The organism is Chelativorans petroleitrophicus (assembly GCF_025398195.1).
Lineage (GTDB): Bacteria > Pseudomonadota > Alphaproteobacteria > Rhizobiales > Rhizobiaceae > Chelativorans > Chelativorans petroleitrophicus.
Genome location: NZ_JAODNV010000018.1, coordinates 88,254 through 105,426, shown reverse-complemented (window position 1 = coordinate 105,426; position 17,173 = coordinate 88,254). Strand labels below are relative to the sequence as shown.

The following is a 17,173-nucleotide window of genomic DNA, read 5'->3' as shown; positions in this document are numbered from 1 at the left end:
CGCTGCGGCAAGCTGATCCGGCACAGTCCGGAAGGCACGGCGATCGCATAAGCTACACCACCTCTCGGGACATCATCGATTGTTGCTTCACCGATGGCGATGAAGAGCCTTGCACATTGGCCTTCAACAACCTTTTGCCACTCATGTTCGATGAGGGATAAAGCGACTTCAATCCTGGCGGCGCAATTGGGCTTCCGGCATTCGAATCGGATCAAGCCCATTGTCTTGAATCTCGCCTTGGCTATGCCATGTCCTATGGCGACCTCTTCATGCCGTAATCCGCCGCGACAAGGATGGCTTCGTGAGACTCGGCGGCAGCGCATACGACGGGATCAGGAGATCCTTTTGCAAGGCCGCTGTTGTCAAACAGGGTCACTTCATCACCGGCTTTCTCGAGGACGCTGCCAACCGATACTGGAACCCCTCATATATTCGCCCAGATGGGAGAGATCACGTTTGACCTCTCTCAGATGATCCAGGCTCACACGCGTTTTGTTGCGGAGCTGATTAAGCACCTTAAGAGATAGAAGGTCGCGAAACGAGTAGAGGCGAGCGTAGGCGCCGCGCTCGCCGTAAACGATGCTCGGCTTGAAAAAGCCGTTACGATCCCACGAGCCAAGCTGACGCCTGCTCACACCAGTGAGGCGAGACGCCTGATCGGCCGTAAAGACCGCAATCACGGTTTTCCTGGCCAGCTTCGCTCATGCTCATATTGTAGCGCAGCCAACCGTTAAGATATGGTCCAGACAGTCACTTTTTCAGGCCGCGCCGAAGCAGCTCGGCCCTACGCCGTTCCCGCCACTTCGCTGTCCTCGTCAAATTTGGCGAACAGCTTAAGGTGGCCGGTTCTGCTGAGATATTCGCGTAAGGCACGCGCAGCGGCGGCCTCGAGCGACGGCAGTTCCTGGCCATTGCGAAAGCGCTTGAGCGCGATCGCCTCATCAATCGACAGATCAATGGTAAGCAGCATGCGCATCCCCAACCCTCCCCAGAGCCGAGGGAAGGCAGCATATTTACCAATCTCGCGCAACCTATCCGCGAGTAGTAAAAAAGAAAATCTTGTGGAAAGGAGGGAGGTCCGGACGGACGGCCGGCAGGCCGCCTGGACCATGATCGTGTCCCTCCAACCCCGATTCGCGAGCGGAACCGGAGTTCGCCATGCGTGCGAGACAACGCTGTGGCGCCGCAATAGGACTGCTGAATCTGCTTCGGCGGGATTTTTATTGCCCGCTATCAGGCTGCAAATTGCCTCCCGCAGCGGCCGGTACAACCACTCCGCACACCAACATTGTACGCGCTTTGAAGGGCAGGGCAGGCCCGTTTCCCGGCACGACCGGCCAGCCGACCTCACCGAGGCGAGGGACGTGCTTCAATCATACTTACATAAAAAAATGGTGGGCGCGGTAGGGATTGAACCTACGACCCCACCCGTGTGAAGGGTGTGCTCTCCCGCTGAGCTACGCGCCCGCTCACCGGCCAGTGCCGTGAACGCGCGGCGATATAAGGGTGGCTCGGGGGCTAAGTCAAGGCGCTGTCCTACATCACATCGCGTGAGATGCGGGTTGGCCCGCGGCCGCTGCGATAAGGCTTTCGGCAAGATCCACCGTCAGTTCGTCGAAATGCGAGATGATACGATCGGGCTCGAAGACGTGGACCGGCTGGTCCGTGTAGCCGAAATCGACCGCCACCACGGGAATGCCCGCCGTCTTTGCCGTGTCGATGTCCGTGCGCGAATCGCCGATCATGAGCGCGCGTTCCGGATCGCCGCCGGCGCGCAGGATGGTGTCGGTGAGGTGGCGGGGATCCGGCTTGCGGTAAGGGAAGGTGTCCGCCCCGCATATGACCTCAAAAGCCCCATCCAGTTCCAGTTTCCCGATGAGCTTCCGCGACAGATGCTCAAGCTTGTTAGTGCAGACGGCGGCGATGAAGCCCGCCTCGCGAAAGCGCGCCAGAGCCTCGATCACGCCCGGAAAAGGGCGCGAGCGGCCGGGCATCCTCGCGGCATAGTGTTCGAGGAAAAGCGCCTGCAGCGAATCGAGCTCGCTTTCGGTGAGCGGCCGGCCGTGATTGGCAAAGGCGCGGGCGATCATGGCCCGGCTGCCGGAGCCGACCAGCATGCGCATCTCCTCGGCTTTTGCCTCCGGCACGCGTGCTGCACGCAGGCAGTGATTGAGGCTGTCGAGCAGATCGGGTGCGGTGTCGATCAGAGTTCCATCGAGGTCGAAGACGAGAATTGGCGCTGCCATGACGTATTCCTGTTGACTTCTGGGAAAGGGGATAGACCTTCGGCGCTGCCTCCACAAGGAAGCCATTTGCGGGACGGGCCGAAACGGGCTAGACAGCCGCAGGCGGGCAGGGATGCACATGGACGCGACAACACTGAAGATAAAGGCCGCACGTGCGGCGCTCGACCATGTCGAAAACGGCATGAAACTCGGTATCGGCACTGGCTCGACCGCAGAGGAATTCGTGCGGCTTCTGGCGGAGCGGGTCGCCGAAGGCCTGAGTGTTGTCGGCGTGCCCACGTCGGAGCGTACGGCCCGGCTTTGCCGGGAGCTGTCCGTCCCGCTCTCCACACTGGACGAACTGCCCGAACTGGACCTCACCGTCGACGGCGCGGACGAGATCGGCCCCGGCCTGGTCCTCGTCAAGGGGGGAGGCGGGGCGCTTCTGCGCGAGAAGATCGTGGCCGCGGCTTCGCGCCGCATGATCGTGATCGCCGACGAGACCAAGCTGGTTGGGGAGCTCGGCCGCTTTCCGCTGCCCGTGGAGGTCAATCCCTTCGGCCTCGGAGCGACCAGGCTCGCCATCGAGCGGGCGGCGGGACGGCTCGGCCTGTCGGGCACGCTGAAGACCCGGATGGCGGGAGACGGCCCGTTCGTCACCGATGGCGGACATTTCATTGTCGACGCATCTTTTGGCCGCATTCCCGAGCCAAGAGCCCTTGCGGACGCTCTCAAGGAAATCCCTGGCGTTGTCGAACACGGACTCTTCATTGGCCTTGCGGATCTCGCAATCGTTGCGGGCACGGACGGCGTGAGGACCCTCGATGCGGCAACCCATGACAGGACATAAAGACACGATGGAGTGGAAGAAGATGACATTGGCCAAAGACGCTCGTGCGCTCGCAATGACCGCCATAATGGCCTTGTCGGTGCTGTGCGTTCCGGTCAGCGCCCAGGAGATACCGGAGGAACATCTGCAGGCCGCGCGCGCTGCCGTCGATGCCATCAACGCCACTGACGAGTTCGACAATATTCTCCCCCGGGCCGCGCAGGGCCTCAAAGTCGAGCTCATCCAGCAGAGCCCGAATCTGGAGGAACTGATCAACGCCACGGTGGACGAGAAGGCGCTGGAACTGGCGAGCCGCCGCGCGGATCTGGAGCGGGAGGCTGCGCTTGCCTATGCGCGCGTCTTTACCCAGGAGGACCTGCAGAACATCACCGAATTCTACAATTCGCCTACGGGCAAGAAGCTTCTCTCCGAAGGACCGATCGTCACGCGCGAGGTGTTCCGCGCCGCGGAAATCTGGCGCCGCGGCATCATCCGCGATCTCGCCAACAGCGTGACTGAAACGCTACAGGCCGCCGTGGGCTCGCAGGCGCCTGCCGTCGAGGACGAGACGATCGAACAGCTGGGCGAGGAGGAAGGCTCGGCCGACAGCCAGTAGGTCCTAGGCCGGCCTTCGTTGCCATGCACCTGAAAACCGAGACATCGAAGCCCGGCCTCGCGCCGGGCTTTTCTTTTGGTCCGTGAAGTCATAGCTGAGAGGAGCCGGCCAACAGAAGCGGAAGGGAAAGCCATGCCGAAATTCGATTTCGACCTCTTTGTCATCGGCGGCGGCTCCGGCGGCGTGAGGGCTGGCCGGCTCGCCGCCTCCATGGGCAAGCGCGTGGCCATCGCCGAGGAATACCGCTTCGGCGGCACCTGCGTCATCCGCGGATGTGTCCCGAAGAAGCTCTTCGTCTACGCCTCGCAGTTTCCCGAGCACTTTCAGGATGCGGCCGGGTATGGCTGGACCGTCGGCGAAACGCGCTTCGACTGGCCGCTTCTGGTGGCCAACAAGAACCTGGAGATCGCCCGCCTCGAGGCGCTCTACAGAAAGGGGCTGGAGAATGCTGGTGCGCGCATCTTCGAGGCCCGGGCGGTCCTTCTAGACCCGCACACGGTGCAGGTGGGCGGCAGCACGGTTACGGCGGAGACCATCCTGATTGCCACCGGCAGCCGCCCGAACCCGCACGCGGCGCTGCCGGGGAACGAGCATTGCATCTTCTCCAACGAGGCCTTCGATCTCGAGGAATTGCCCCGCAGCATCGCCATAGAGGGGGGTGGCTACATCGCGGTCGAGTTCGCCAACATCTTCCACGGGCTCGGCGTCGAGACGACGCTCGTTTACCGCGGCAAGGAAATCCTCGGCCGTTTCGACGGCGACCTACGGCGCGGCCTGCACGAGGCGATGGAAGCGAAGGGTATACGCATCCTCTGCCAGGACATTTTCGAGGCCGTCGAGAAGCGCGACGACGGGCGCTTTGATGTGCGGCTCAAGTCAGGCAGCACCAAGACCTTCGACAAGGTCATGCTCGCAATCGGACGGATACCGAACACCGAAGAGCTGGGCCTGGATGCCGCGGGAGTGAAGACCGGTGCGCGCGGCGAGATTCTGGTTGACGCCTATTCCCGCACCAATGTGGAAAACATATGGGCCATCGGAGACGTGACCGACCGGGTGCAGCTTACGCCGGTCGCCATTCACGAGGCCATGTGCTTCGTGGAAACCGTCTTCAAGGGCAATCCGACACCGGTGGATCATCAAGATATCGCCACGGCGGTCTTCTCGCAGCCTGAAATCGGCACGGTGGGCATGACCGAAGAGGCGGCGGCCAAGCGCTACGAGGAGCTGGAAATCTACCGCGCGAGCTTCCGCCCCATGCGCCATACGCTTGCAGGGCGGCAGGACAAGATGATCATGAAGCTGGTGGTGGACGCCGCCTCGCGCCGCGTGCTTGGCGCTCATGTGCTGGGGCCGGACGCCGGCGAGATGGCCCAGCTTCTGGCCATCCCCGTCAAGGCTGGACTGACCAAGGACGCCTTCGACCGCACCATGGCCGTTCATCCCACCGCCGCGGAAGAACTGGTGACCATGTATCAGCCGACCTACCGCGTGCGGAACGGCGAGCGGGTTGGATAGGACCGTTCGCGGTCGGGCTTGAACCATTCCCCGCCGGGGTGAATCCATCCTGTTTCTCACCCAGCTGGACGGCTCAGGCGGAGGGCGCGTGAGCCACGACGCGCCTGCCGCGCCGGCGCGGGTCAATAGCGGCGGATGAGGCCGACGAGCCGACCCTGCACCTTTACCCTGTCGGGGCCGAAAATCCGCGTTTCATAGGCGGGATTGGCCGCCTCCAGCGCAATGGAAGCCCCCTTGCGGCGGAAGCGCTTCAGCGTTGCCTCCTCGTCATCCACAAGTGCGACGACGATGTCGCCGGGATTGGCCGTTTGCGTCTGGCGTATGATGACCGTATCGCCGTCCAGAATGCCGGCCTCGATCATCGAATCGCCCTTGACCTCAAGCGCGAAATGCTCACCGCCGGAGATCATGTCCGGCGGAACGCCGATCTCATGGGTCTGATGCTGGATGGCCTCGATAGGAACACCGGCCGCAATCCGCCCCATCACCGGGATCGAGACCGTGGCTGGCACGTCATCGTTGCCGGCGGCCGGCCTTGCCTGCGCAACCGCCTGCCTGCCTTGCCCGCCCTCGATGACGCTGGGCGAGAAGCGGCGCGGGCCGCCAAGCCCGGGCGCGATCGATTCGGGAAGGCGCAGCACTTCCAGCGCCCGCGCCCGGTTGGGAAGGCGGCGGATGAAGCCGCGTTCCTCGAGCGCGGTGATCAGCCGGTGGATGCCGGACTTCGACGCCAGGTCCAGCGCATCCTTCATTTCATCGAAGGATGGCGGAATGCCTGTCTCTTTAAGCCGCTCATGAATGAAGAGCAGCAACTCGTGCTGTTTGCGCGTGAGCATGGCACCAACCCGGAATCAGCCATAAACAAAACCAGAACATACACTATATGTTCCAGTTGTGTTCTGCAACAATAAAAAGATATGGCTGATGGAGGGTTAACGCAGTACGAGCACCTGGCAGCGCGCGCCTGCCTCGGCGGCGGGCGCATGGGGCTCGCGTACGATAAGGGCGTTGGCGGCGGCGAGTGTGGTGAGCATGGAGGAATCCTGCCGCTCGAAGGGGGTCGCGATGAGGCCTCCGGGGCCGCTGGCGACCGTAGCGCGCACATAGTCGCGCCGCCCGTCATTGGCTTTCATGGGGCGCGCAAGCACGGCAGGACGCAGATCGGGCGCATAGATTCGGCCCGAAAGACGGGCAATCATCGGCCGCAGGAAGAGATGCGCGCAGACGAGGCTTGAAACCGGATTGCCGGGCAGTCCCAGAACTCGCGCCTTGCCCAGGCGGGCGAACATGAGAGGCTTGCCGGGCCGCATGGCGATTTTCCAGAAGGAAAGCTGTGCGCCTGCTTCGGCGAGGGCCGCCCGCACGAGGTCGTGCTCGCCCACGGACGCGCCGCCCAGCGTGACGATCAGGTCGGCCGAGGCTAAGAGCGCCTTGCGCAAGGTCTCCGCGATCGCCTCCTTGCGGTCCGGGGCGATGCCGAGGTCGAGCACGTCTGCGCCGTCCTGGCGGGCGAGCGCGGCGATGCCGAAGCTGTTGGAGGCCACGATCTGGTCGGGGCCGGGCAGGGTACCCGGAGGAACCAACTCGTCGCCGGTCGCGATCACGGCAACGAGCGGGCGCCGGGCTACGGTGAGGCGCGGGTGGCCGGCGGCCGCCGCCAGCGATATGGCGGCGGGATCGAGAATGCGCCGGTCTTCGAGCACCACGTCGCCCTCGCGGAAGTCGAGCCCGGCGCGCCTTATGTGCCGTCCCGGCGCAACCGGTTCGAGCGCCCGGATGCGCCGGTCCGCAACCGGTTCAGCGTTTTCCTGGAGGAGAATGGCATCGGCCCCTTCCGGCACGGGCGCGCCGGTGAAGATGCGCACGGCCTCTCCGGGCCCGACCGTCCCCGTGAATCGCTGCCCGGCAGCCGAAACGCCGATCACCGTGAGCTCCGCCGGCACTTCCCTGACGTCGTCCGAGCGGACGGCATAGCCGTCCATGGCCGAGGCATCGAAGGGCGGCTGGGTGCGCAACGCGCGCAGGGACCCCGTCAGCGAGCGGCCTACGGCCTCTTCAAGGGGCACGTCCTCCGCCGGCAGCGGGCGAAGGCCTTCCAGCACGCGCTCCAGTGCCTCATCGACCGGCAGCAGGGACATCTTCCGCACGCCAGATTCCGGACCGGCCGCCCGTCTTTTCCAGAAGCCGGAGACCGGTGATCACCATCTTCTTGTCGAGCGCCTTGGCCATATCATAGATCGTAAGGCATGCGACAGAAGCGGCCGTCAGCGCCTCCATCTCCACCCCGGTCCTTCCGGTAACGCGCGCCAATGCCTGAACGCGCAGGCCGGGCAGCGTCTCGTCCGGCTCTATGTCCACCGCGATCTTGGTCAGCGCTAGCGGATGGCAGAGGGGAATGAGATCGTGCGTTCTCTTGGCTGCCATGATGCCGGCAATCCGCGCCACCGCGACCACATCGCCTTTCTTCATGTTGCCGCTGATGATGGCCTGAAGCGTTTCGGGAGCCATGACGACCGCGCCCTCGGCTATGGCCGTGCGTTCGGTCTCGGGTTTTCCGCCGACATCCACCATCTGCGCGCTGCCATCGGCGGCAAGATGGGTGAGTTTCTTCTCCCCGTCGGCGCTCATCCTAGACTAACCTCCGGCCGGAGCGGCGGCCGGTGCAAGCCCCAGAAGCGCCCGGGTGGCCTGCTCCACGTCGTCCTGGCGCATCAGGCTTTCGCCCACGAGGAAGGTCGAAATGCCGGCCTTCGCCAGCCGCTGGCAGTCGGCATGGGAGAAGATGCCGCTTTCGCCCACCACGATCCGGCCCTCCGGAACGATCGGGGCGAGCCGCTCGCTGGTCTCGAGCCGCGTCTCGAACGTTCGCAGGTCGCGGTTGTTGATGCCGACAAGGGCCGAAGAGAGCTTCAGTGCGCGTTCAAGCTCTGCTTCGTCGTGCACCTCGACCAGCACGTCCATATCCAGCTCTGCGGCGGCTTCCTCAAGGGCCTGGGCTTCAGCGTCCGTCACGCTCGCCATGATGATGAGGATCGCATCGGCGCCCCATGCGCGGGCTTCATAGACCTGATAGGGCTCGAACAGGAAATCCTTGCGCAGGACCGGCAGGCGGACAGCCGCCCGCGCCTGTTTGAGATATTCCGGCGCGCCCTGGAAGGACGGCCGGTCGGTCAGTACCGAAAGGCACGCAGCGCCCCCGCGCTCATAGGCCTGCGCCAGCGCGGGCGGATCGAAATCCGCGCGAATGAGTCCCTTCGAGGGGCTAGCCTTCTTGACTTCGGCGATGAGCGCGAAGCTGCCTTCGGCCAGCTTTGCCGCAAGTGCCGCAGCAAAGCCGCGCAGGGGCTCGGCATCGCGGGCGCGGGCCCTGACTTCCGCAAGCGGCAGGGCGGCTTTCGCAGCTGCGATCTCCTCGCGCTTATAGGCTTCGATCTTGCGTAGGATGTCGGTCATGGGACGCTGCCATTCAGGAGGCGCGGTTCGAAACTTCGACCAGCTTTTCGAGCGTGGCAAGCGCCCGGCCGCTGTCGATCGATTCGGCCGCCAGGGCAACGCCCTGTTTCAGGCCCGCCGCCTTGCCCGCGACGACGAGGGCGCCCGCGGCATTCAGAAGGGCTATGTCGCGATAGGCGTTCTTCTCGCCTTCCAGCACCGCTCGCAACGCCTTCGCGTTCTGAGCGCCGTCGCCTCCCTTGAGCTGGGCTGGGTCGGCGCGCGGAAGGCCCGCATCCTCCGGTGTCAGCTCGAAGGTTCGGATCTTGCCGTCTTCAAGTGCCGCGACCGTGGTGGTGCCCGTCGTGGTCATCTCGTCCAGCCCGTCGCCGTGCACGACCCAGACGCTCTCGGAACCAAGCTGCTTCAGCACCTGCGCCAGCGGCTCTACCCATTGCGGCGAGAAGACGCCGACGAGCTGCCGCTTCACGCCTGCCGGGTTGGAAAGCGGGCCCAGAAGATTGAAGATGGTGCGCGTGCCGAGCTCCACGCGTGTCGGTCCCACATGGCGCATGGCCGCGTGATGGTTGGGCGCGAACATGAAGCCCACGCCTGCCTCCGCAATGCAGGCCGCGATCCGGTCGGGGCCGATTTCTATGTTCACGCCAAGGGCCGCGAGACTGTCGGCCGCGCCGGAGCGCGAGGAGAGGGCGCGGTTGCCGTGCTTGGCCACGGGTACACCACATCCGGCCACGATGAAGGCCGCGCAAGTGGAAACATTGTAGGTGCCGGAGGCGTCTCCGCCGGTGCCCACAATGTCGATCGCGTTTTCGGGCGCCGCCACCGGAAGCATCTTCGCGCGCATCGTATCGACGGCGCCGCTGATTTCGTCCACCGTCTCGCCGCGCACGCGCAGCGCTATCAGGAACCCGCCGATCTGGCTGGGCGTGGCTTCGCCCGACATGATGATCTCGAAGGCTTCGCGCGCCTCGGCGAAGCTGAGCGCGGTTCCTGCCGCCACCTTGGCGATATGGGTCTTGAGGTCGGGCATGGCTTCAGAAGTTCAGCGCTTGCTGCATCGCGGTCCGGTTCACGGTCACCTCATGCTCGGCCTGAAGCCTTGCGACAAGCTGGTCGAGCAGATCGTTTTCGATGCCTTGGGTAATGCTTTCGACAACCTCGTCCGGCAGGCTTTCGGCGGAAGCCGAAGCAGGCTCGAACACCTCGGTGATCTTGAAGAGATACTGCCCCTGGCCGGTCGGGTTGGGGAAGATTCCCACGCCGCCCTTCGGCTCGGCAAAGACGGCCTCCACGCCCGCTCGCCCGATATCCGGGTCGTTCGCCTCCCGCTTGATGCCGCGCTTGACGAGCTTTTCCTGGCCGATCTCGGCCGCGATCTCATCCAGCGATTTTCCGTCTTCCAGTTCCTTTTCCAGCTCCTTGGCGCGCGCGCTGAGCCGCGCGACGGCCTCCGCTTCTGTCCAGTCGGCAAGCACCTTGTCGTGGACCTCTTCGAAGGTGCGCTCGCGCGCGGGGATCACCTCGCTGACCTCGTAGAACAGGAAGCCGTTGCTGCCGATCGCGATCGGCGAATTCTCGACGCCCACCTCCGTCTGGAAGGCTTCCTGGATGAGCTCCCGCACGCGGGGAATATTCGTGACCGCCGTGCCATCTGGGCCCAGGCCTTCGCTGTCCACCGCCTCGATCGTGCGCACGGTCAGGTTCAGCTGCTCGGCGGCCTCCTGAAGGGTTGCGCCGCCCGCGCGCGCATCCTCATAGGCATCATAAGTGTCGATCACGAGCCGGCTTGCCTCTTCGAGTGCGAGCTCCTGGCGGATTTCATCGCGCACCTCCTCGAGCGGCGTCACCGTTTCAGGCTCGATTTTGCTCACCCGCAGAAGCACCGGGCCGAAAACGCCGTCGACGACATCGCTCACCTGGCCCTCAGCCAGGGAGAAGGCCGCCTCGGCAATCGCATCGTCGGCGATTTCGCCGCGCGCTAGGGAACCGAGGCTCACATCCTCGAGCGTGCGCCCCTCTCTTTCGACCAGATCCTCGAAGGTGGTACCGGCGCGCAGGCTCTCGCGCGCTGCTGCGGCGGCTTCCTTGTCGGAGAAGGTAAGCTGTTCGATGGTGCGCCGCTCCGGCTTGGTGTAGCGCGCCTTCTGCTGCTCGTAGGCGGCCTTGACCTGTTCGTCGGAGATGACGGAGGGATCGGCGATATCCTCCGCCTCAAGCTTCACATAGTCAATGCGCCGGTATTCGGGAGCGGCATAATCGTTCTTGCGCTCCTCGAACCAGCTCTTGAGCACGTCCTCCTGCGGCGGCTCGATGGGCTCGACCAGAGAGCGGGGCAGGGCAACATATTCGACCGTGCGGTCCTCGCCGCGATAGAGCGCCACGTTGCGCAGAAGAAGATCGGGCGGCGTCACGCCCTCAGCCACCGCGTCCACGATCTGCGACCGCATGACGGCCTTTTCCTGGTTCGCAAGATAGGCCTGCGGGCTCATCCCGATCTGCCTCAGGATATATTCGAACTGACTGCGGTCGAACCGCCCGTTCGCGCCGCGAAACGCGGGGTCGGAGGCGGCAAGCTGCGCCAGCCTGTCCTGAGACACGCCAAGCCCGATCCGCCGCGCCGTTTCGTCGAGTGCCGCGCCCGCGGCGAGCTCCGCCAGCACCTGATCCTCCACGCCGAGCGCGGCGGCCTGCTGCCGGGTGAGCCGGGTGCCGAGGCTGTTCGAGATCTCCCGCACGCGGCGGTCATAAGCGAGCCGGAAATCGAGCATGGAGACGGAGGTGCGGCCGGCCGTCAGCACGTCATTCCCGACGCCGGTGAAAAGCTGGCCGGAAATGCCCCAGATGGCAAAACTCACCACCAGAAGACCGAGAAGAAGTTTGGCGACCCATGTGTTGGCGGCTTTTCTGAGGCTGTCGAGCATGGCATTCCCGAGCTGTTCTTCTGCAGCTTCCGGGAATAGCGTCCCGTGGCGCTGCTGTCGATTGCTTTGTGGCGCCTTTTTGATAGTGAACAGGCCGCCGCGCAACGATCTTAAACCACGGAGGCTGTCATGACGCCGGGAATCCGCCCTCTGATCGCGGGCAACTGGAAAATGCACGGGACCAGCGCCTGGCTGGGCGAACTGAGGGCGATAGGGGAAGGCTTCGCGGAAGCTGCGGGCGAATCTGCTGATGGCGTCATCTGCGTTCCCGCCACCCTGCTTGCGCGAGCGAGCGAGACGCTTCGTGGCACGCCGGTAGCCGCCGGCGGCCAGGATTGCCACGCGGAGGAAAGCGGCGCCCATACGGGCGATATCGCCGCCGAGATGCTGGCCGACTGCGGTGCGGCCTATGTGATCGTGGGGCATTCGGAACGCCGCGCGGACCATGGCGAAAGCGATGTCGAGGTCGCGGCAAAGGCGAAGGCCGTCTGGCGGGCGGGTCTCATGGCCATTGTCTGCATCGGCGAGACGAAGGCCGAGCGGGAAGCCGGAGAAACGCTCGCCGTCCTTTCCCGGCAGATTGCGGGTTCCGTCCCCGAAGGAGCCACCGCCGCCAGCACCGTGATCGCATACGAGCCGGTGTGGGCGATTGGCACGGGCCTGACGCCGACGGCAGACGATGTGGCTGAAGCCCATGCCCATATCCGCCGGGAGCTCGAAGGCCGGATCGGGCAGGAAAATGCGCGTGCCATGCGTATCCTCTATGGCGGGTCGGTGAAGCCCGGCAATGCGCGCGAATTGCTGTCGGTCCCCAATGTGGATGGCGCGCTCATTGGCGGGGCGAGCCTGAAGGCGGCCGATTTCCTGTCGATTGCCGCGGCCGCGCGTCTGGTTTGACTTGACGCCCCGATGCTTGCATTGGAGGACCGGATCCCTATTTGAGGTTGGACTTGGAAAAGCGGCCAAAGCCGTGTAATGAGCCGCGTCCGCGGACTGGCTGTACCGCGTCCCCGAGCGCCGGAAGGAACTCATGGCTACAATCCTGATTGTCATTCATCTGCTTGTCGTGATTGCGCTGGTCGGTCTGATTCTCATGCAGCGCTCCGAGGGCGGAGGCTTGGGCATTGGCGGCGGTGCCGGGTTCATGTCGGCGCGCGGTGCAGCAAACGCGCTCACCCGCACGACGGCAATCCTGGCGGTGGCCTTTTTCGCGACCTCTCTCGGCCTGTCGCTCCTTGCCCGTTATCAGGGCCAGCCGACGGATATATTCGACCGTCTGCCGCAGGAGACCCTGCCACAGGATGGCGGCGGCGCCGGCATTCTGGATGAGCTGGGCGGCGGGACGACCGCGCCTGCGCCGGCAGAAAGCGCTCCGGCGGATAGCGAAGGCTCCGTCCCATCACCGGCGGAGGAAGCCGCTCCTTCCGCACCCGAGGAAGGGCAGGCAACGCCTGAATCGCAGGTGCCGACGGGGCAATAGCCCCGCTTGTCGGCGGTTTTGCGTAGAGACGGTTTCCAAGGCAGGCAGTACTGAAGTTATGCTCAGATTTGAGAAGGCTGAGCGCATTTTATTGTGGCGGAATCAGCCGCATCCGGTTAAGCGATGAGTCCCATGGCGCGATATGTCTTCATAACCGGCGGCGTGGTTTCCTCACTTGGCAAAGGCATAGCTTCGGCGGCCCTCGGCGCGCTGCTTCAGGCGCGTGGCTACCGCGTGCGGCTGAGGAAGCTCGACCCTTATCTGAACGTCGATCCCGGCACCATGTCGCCTTACCAGCATGGTGAGGTGTTCGTCACCGACGATGGAGCGGAGACCGACCTGGACCTCGGTCATTACGAGCGCTTCACCGGGCGCTCGGCGAACCGGCAGGACAACATCACCACCGGCCGTATCTACCAGAACATCATCGAAAAGGAGCGGCGGGGCGACTACCTCGGCGCCACAGTGCAGGTGATCCCGCACGTCACCGACGAGATCAAGAAGTTCATCCTCGAGGGCAATGAGGAGTTCGATTTCGTCCTGTGCGAGATTGGCGGCACGGTGGGTGACATCGAGGCCATGCCCTTCCTGGAGGCCATCCGCCAGCTCGGCAACGAGCTGCCGCGCGGCGGCGCCGTCTACATCCATCTGACGCTGATGCCGTGGATTCCGGCGGCGGGCGAACTCAAGACGAAGCCGACCCAGCATTCGGTGAAGGAGCTGCGCTCGATCGGCATCGCGCCTGATATCCTGCTTGTCCGCGCGGACCGGGAAATTCCGAAGGAGCAGCGGCGCAAGCTCTCGCTGTTCTGCAATGTGCGCGAATCCGCCGTCATCCAGGCGCTCGACGTGGCGCACATCTACGACGTGCCACTCGCCTATCACAAGGAGGGGCTCGATTCGGAGGTGCTCGCCGCTTTCGGGATCGACCCGGCTCCCAAGCCGCGCATGGAGCGCTGGCTGGAGGTTTCAAACCGCATCCACAACCCGGAAGGCGAGGTGACGATCGCCATCGTCGGCAAATATACCGGCCTCAAGGATGCCTATAAGTCGCTGAGCGAGGCGCTGACGCATGGTGGCATAGCGAACCGGGTTCGCGTGAATCTCGAATGGATCGAATCGGAGATCTTCGAGAAGGAAGACCCCGCGCCCTGGCTTGAGAAGGTGCACGGCATTCTTGTGCCAGGCGGCTTCGGCGAGCGGGGTTCGGAAGGGAAGATTCTTGCGGCCAAGTTCGCGCGTGAGCGCAAGGTGCCCTATTTCGGCATCTGCTTCGGCATGCAGATGGCCTGCATCGAGGCGGCCCGCTCGCTAGCCGGCATCCAGAACGCATCCTCGACCGAATTCGGCCCGACGGACGAGCCCGTGGTCGGCCTGATGACCGAATGGCTGCGCGGCAACATGCTGGAGAAGCGCACCGCGTCGGGAGACTTGGGCGGCACCATGCGCCTCGGCGCATATCAGGCGCGGCTCGCGCCCGGCTCCAAGATCGCCCAGATCTACGGATGCGAGGAGATTTCCGAGCGTCACCGCCATCGCTACGAGGTCAACATCGGCTATCGCGAGAAGCTGGAGGCCTGCGGCCTGACATTCTCCGGGCTTTCGCCCGATGGCGTCCTGCCGGAGACCATAGAATATGCGGATCATCCGTGGTTTATCGGCGTTCAGTATCATCCTGAACTGAAGAGCCGGCCTTTCGAGCCGCACCCGCTTTTCGCCTCCTTCATTGCCGCCGCCGTGGAGCAGTCGCGGCTGGTGTAAGTGGGCTGCTTGACGGCTTGCGATAGGCCGGAAATCTCGGATAAGGGGCGCGGGCAGTGCTGTAATACCCCTGCAGAGGAGCTCAAAGGTGGAACCCAATCCGCGCGTCGAGATCGGCAACGCCATCTTCGCCAATGACGCGCCGCTCGCGCTGATCGCCGGACCCTGCCAGCTCGAAAGCCGCGACCATGCCTTCGAAATGGCTGGCCGGCTCAAGGAAATCACGGACAGGCTGGGGATCGGCTTCGTCTACAAGACGAGTTTCGATAAGGCCAATCGCACGTCCCTTTCCGGCAAACGCGGTGTGGGGCTGGAGGCGGCGCTTCCCATCTTCGCCGATCTGCGCAAGGAGCTTAGCGTCTCCGTCCTCACGGACATCCACACGGAGGAACAATGCGGTGTGGTGGCGGATGTCGTGGATATTCTGCAGATTCCCGCCTTCCTCTGCCGCCAGACCGATTTGCTGGTTGCTGCCGCCAAGACCGGCAAGGCCGTGAACGTGAAGAAGGGCCAGTTCCTCGCCCCCTGGGACATGCGGAACGTGGTGGCCAAGATCACGGCCTCCGGCAACAGCAACGTGCTGGTGACCGAGCGCGGCGTCTCCTTCGGCTACAACACGTTGGTCGCCGATATGCGCGCCCTGCCGATCATGGCCGAGATCGGCGCGCCCGTCATTTTCGACGCCACCCATTCGGTTCAGCAGCCGGGCGGGCAAGGCAATGCGAGCGGCGGCGACCGCCGCTTCGTGGAGCCGCTGGCGCGCGCGGCGGTGGCAGTGGGCGTGGCGGGCGTCTTCATCGAGACGCATCAGGACCCGGACAACGCGCCCTCCGACGGCCCCAACATGGTGCCGCTCGAGAAGATGCCGGAATTGCTTGAACGGCTGATCGCTTTCGACCGGATTGCCAAGGGCTGCTGAAGAGGCCGGCTTCACGGCGGGCGAACCGGCAGCCGGTTCTGCCTTCTCGAAGTGCCCCAAGGGAAATTGCGCTGCGGCCTCTATCCGGATAGAAGCGCCCCATCTTCGCATGCCCATTGAACGAGGCCGAAACCATGACTGCTATCACGGATATTATCGCCCGCGAGATTCTCGACAGCCGGGGCAATCCGACCGTCGAGGTCGATGTGGTGCTTGAGGACGGCTCGATCGGCCGCGCGGCTGTGCCCTCCGGGGCCTCCACCGGCGCCCACGAGGCGGTGGAGCTGCGTGACGGCGGCACGCGCTATCTGGGCAAGGGCGTTTTGCAGGCCGTGGAGGCGGTGAACGGTGAAATCTTCGAGGCCATCGGCGGGATGGAGGCCGAGGAGCAGATCCACATCGACCGTACGCTGGTGGAGCTCGACGGCACGCCGAACAAGGGCCGGCTGGGCGCCAACGCCATTCTCGGCGTCTCCCTGGCGGTGGCGAAGGCGGCGGCAGCGGCCTCCGGGCTGCCGCTTTACCGCTATGTGGGCGGCGCGTCCGCGCACATCCTGCCCGTCCCGATGATGAACATCCTCAACGGCGGTGTGCACGCCGACAACCCCATCGACTTCCAGGAATTCATGATCATGCCGGTGGGCGCGGAAAGCCTGCGGGAGGCCGTGCGCTGGGGGTCCGAAATCTTCCATACGCTGAAGGCGGGGCTCAAGGCCGCCGGTCACAACACCAATGTGGGCGACGAGGGCGGCTTCGCTCCCGGCCTGAAGGACGCCAAGGCCGCGCTCGACTTCATCATGGCCTCCATCGAGAAGGCTGGCTACAAGCCGGGCGAGCAGGTGGCCATCGCGCTCGACTGCGCGGCCACCGAGTTCTTCAAGGACGGCAACTATGTCTATGAAGGCGAGGGCCAGACGCGCGACGCCAAGGCCCAGGCCGAATACCTCGCTGCCCTTGTCGGGGACTATCCCATCATCTCGATCGAGGACGGGATGGCCGAGGACGATTTCGAGGGCTGGAAGGTGCTGACGGATCTGATCGGCGACCGGGTGCAGCTCGTGGGCGACGATCTGTTCGTCACCAATGCCGCGCGTCTCAGGGACGGCATCAATATGGGGATCGCGAATTCGATCCTGGTGAAGGTCAATCAGATCGGAACGCTGACCGAGACGCTCGAAGCGGTGGAGACCGCGCACAAGGCCGCCTACACGGCCGTCATGTCGCACCGCTCCGGCGAGACGGAGGATTCCACCATCGCCGACCTTGCCGTCGCCACTAATTGCGGTCAGATCAAGACGGGTTCGCTCGCCCGTTCGGACCGTACGGCGAAGTACAACCAGCTTATCCGCATCGAGGAGCAGCTGGGCAAGCAGGCCCGCTACGCGGGAGGGGCCATTTTGCGCCAGCGCCAGTAGTTCAGGATGATGAGCGGCGGTCCCTTGGGCCGCCCG

The 17,173-nt window shown here is 64.4% G+C and carries 18 protein-coding genes and 1 tRNA gene; 8 read left to right on the top strand and 11 right to left on the bottom strand.

All coding sequences use genetic code 11. The annotated features are described in order from the left end of the window. The 5 genes from NYR54_RS15930 to NYR54_RS15915 form a co-directional block, all read right to left on the bottom strand. Positions 1-215 (bottom strand): hypothetical protein (locus NYR54_RS15930; protein WP_261516690.1); only part of this gene is annotated, 215 nt, incomplete at its 3' end. Positions 216-380: 165 nt separating this feature from the next. Then, positions 381-680, bottom strand: coding sequence for a MerR family transcriptional regulator (locus NYR54_RS19370; RefSeq protein WP_423738625.1), 300 nt, complete (start codon positions 678-680; stop codon positions 381-383). A gap of 104 nt (positions 681-784) precedes the next feature. Continuing rightward, positions 785-976: a hypothetical protein gene (locus tag NYR54_RS15925; RefSeq protein WP_261516689.1), complete on the bottom strand. Its 192-nt coding sequence runs from the start codon at positions 974-976 to the stop codon at positions 785-787. Between the two features lie 416 nt (positions 977-1,392). Beyond that, positions 1,393-1,467 (bottom strand) — tRNA-Val (locus tag NYR54_RS15920). Between the two features lie 74 nt (positions 1,468-1,541). Then, entirely contained in the window at positions 1,542-2,246 is a 705-nt protein-coding gene (locus tag NYR54_RS15915; protein ID WP_261516688.1) for an HAD family hydrolase, read from the bottom strand. A 118-nt stretch (positions 2,247-2,364) separates the two neighbouring features. Here NYR54_RS15915 and rpiA point away from each other — a divergent pair, with 118 nt between their 5' ends. The 3 genes from rpiA to gor all read left to right on the top strand — a co-directional run bounded on the left by rpiA (position 2,365) and on the right by gor (position 5,188). Further along, positions 2,365-3,075, top strand: a complete 711-nt coding sequence (gene rpiA / locus NYR54_RS15910) for a ribose-5-phosphate isomerase RpiA (protein WP_261516687.1) — start codon at positions 2,365-2,367, stop codon at positions 3,073-3,075. Between the two features lie 55 nt (positions 3,076-3,130). Further along, positions 3,131-3,670 carry a DUF2059 domain-containing protein gene (locus tag NYR54_RS15905; protein WP_261516697.1) on the top strand — a complete coding sequence of 180 codons (540 nt, stop codon included), beginning with the start codon at positions 3,131-3,133 and terminating at the stop codon, positions 3,668-3,670. Positions 3,671-3,802: 132 nt separating this feature from the next. Further along, complete coding sequence (gene gor, locus NYR54_RS15900; protein ID WP_261516686.1) at positions 3,803-5,188, top strand: glutathione-disulfide reductase; 1,386 nt, start codon at positions 3,803-3,805, stop codon at positions 5,186-5,188. Between the two features lie 122 nt (positions 5,189-5,310). Here gor and lexA read toward each other — a convergent pair whose 3' ends face one another. From lexA to NYR54_RS15870, 6 genes are all read right to left on the bottom strand, one after another. Beyond that, positions 5,311-6,024, bottom strand: coding sequence for a transcriptional repressor LexA (lexA, locus tag NYR54_RS15895; protein ID WP_261516685.1), 714 nt, complete (start codon positions 6,022-6,024; stop codon positions 5,311-5,313). A gap of 96 nt (positions 6,025-6,120) precedes the next feature. Further along, complete coding sequence (locus NYR54_RS15890; protein WP_261516696.1) at positions 6,121-7,326, bottom strand: molybdopterin molybdotransferase MoeA; 1,206 nt, start codon at positions 7,324-7,326, stop codon at positions 6,121-6,123. After that, a complete protein-coding gene (gene moaC, locus NYR54_RS15885) occupies positions 7,304-7,816 on the bottom strand; it encodes a cyclic pyranopterin monophosphate synthase MoaC (protein ID WP_261516684.1) in 513 nt (170 codons plus the stop codon). The genes NYR54_RS15890 and moaC overlap by 23 nt, the downstream gene beginning before the upstream one ends. A gap of 6 nt (positions 7,817-7,822) precedes the next feature. Continuing rightward, on the bottom strand, positions 7,823-8,641 hold the full coding sequence (gene trpC / locus NYR54_RS15880) for an indole-3-glycerol phosphate synthase TrpC (protein ID WP_261516683.1): 819 nt from the start codon (positions 8,639-8,641) through the stop codon (positions 7,823-7,825). 13 nt (positions 8,642-8,654) lie between these two features. Then, positions 8,655-9,671 (bottom strand): anthranilate phosphoribosyltransferase, encoded by a 1,017-nt coding sequence (gene trpD / locus NYR54_RS15875; RefSeq protein ID WP_261516682.1) that lies wholly within the window; start codon positions 9,669-9,671, stop codon positions 8,655-8,657. 4 nt (positions 9,672-9,675) lie between these two features. Continuing rightward, positions 9,676-11,562, bottom strand: coding sequence for a peptidyl-prolyl cis-trans isomerase (locus NYR54_RS15870; RefSeq protein WP_261516681.1), 1,887 nt, complete (start codon positions 11,560-11,562; stop codon positions 9,676-9,678). Positions 11,563-11,691: 129 nt separating this feature from the next. Here NYR54_RS15870 and tpiA point away from each other — a divergent pair, with 129 nt between their 5' ends. The 5 genes from tpiA to eno all read left to right on the top strand — a co-directional run bounded on the left by tpiA (position 11,692) and on the right by eno (position 17,137). Beyond that, a complete protein-coding gene (tpiA, locus tag NYR54_RS15865) occupies positions 11,692-12,459 on the top strand; it encodes a triose-phosphate isomerase (protein WP_261516680.1) in 768 nt (255 codons plus the stop codon). 133 nt (positions 12,460-12,592) lie between these two features. Continuing rightward, positions 12,593-13,042, top strand: coding sequence for a preprotein translocase subunit SecG (secG, locus tag NYR54_RS15860; protein WP_261516679.1), 450 nt, complete (start codon positions 12,593-12,595; stop codon positions 13,040-13,042). A gap of 132 nt (positions 13,043-13,174) precedes the next feature. Next, positions 13,175-14,803 (top strand): CTP synthase, encoded by a 1,629-nt coding sequence (locus NYR54_RS15855; protein ID WP_261516677.1) that lies wholly within the window; start codon positions 13,175-13,177, stop codon positions 14,801-14,803. Between the two features lie 88 nt (positions 14,804-14,891). After that, positions 14,892-15,722: a 3-deoxy-8-phosphooctulonate synthase gene (kdsA, locus tag NYR54_RS15850; protein WP_261516676.1), complete on the top strand. Its 831-nt coding sequence runs from the start codon at positions 14,892-14,894 to the stop codon at positions 15,720-15,722. Positions 15,723-15,856: 134 nt separating this feature from the next. Continuing rightward, complete coding sequence (eno, locus tag NYR54_RS15845; protein ID WP_261516674.1) at positions 15,857-17,137, top strand: phosphopyruvate hydratase; 1,281 nt, start codon at positions 15,857-15,859, stop codon at positions 17,135-17,137. Positions 17,138-17,173 lie beyond the last annotated feature (36 nt).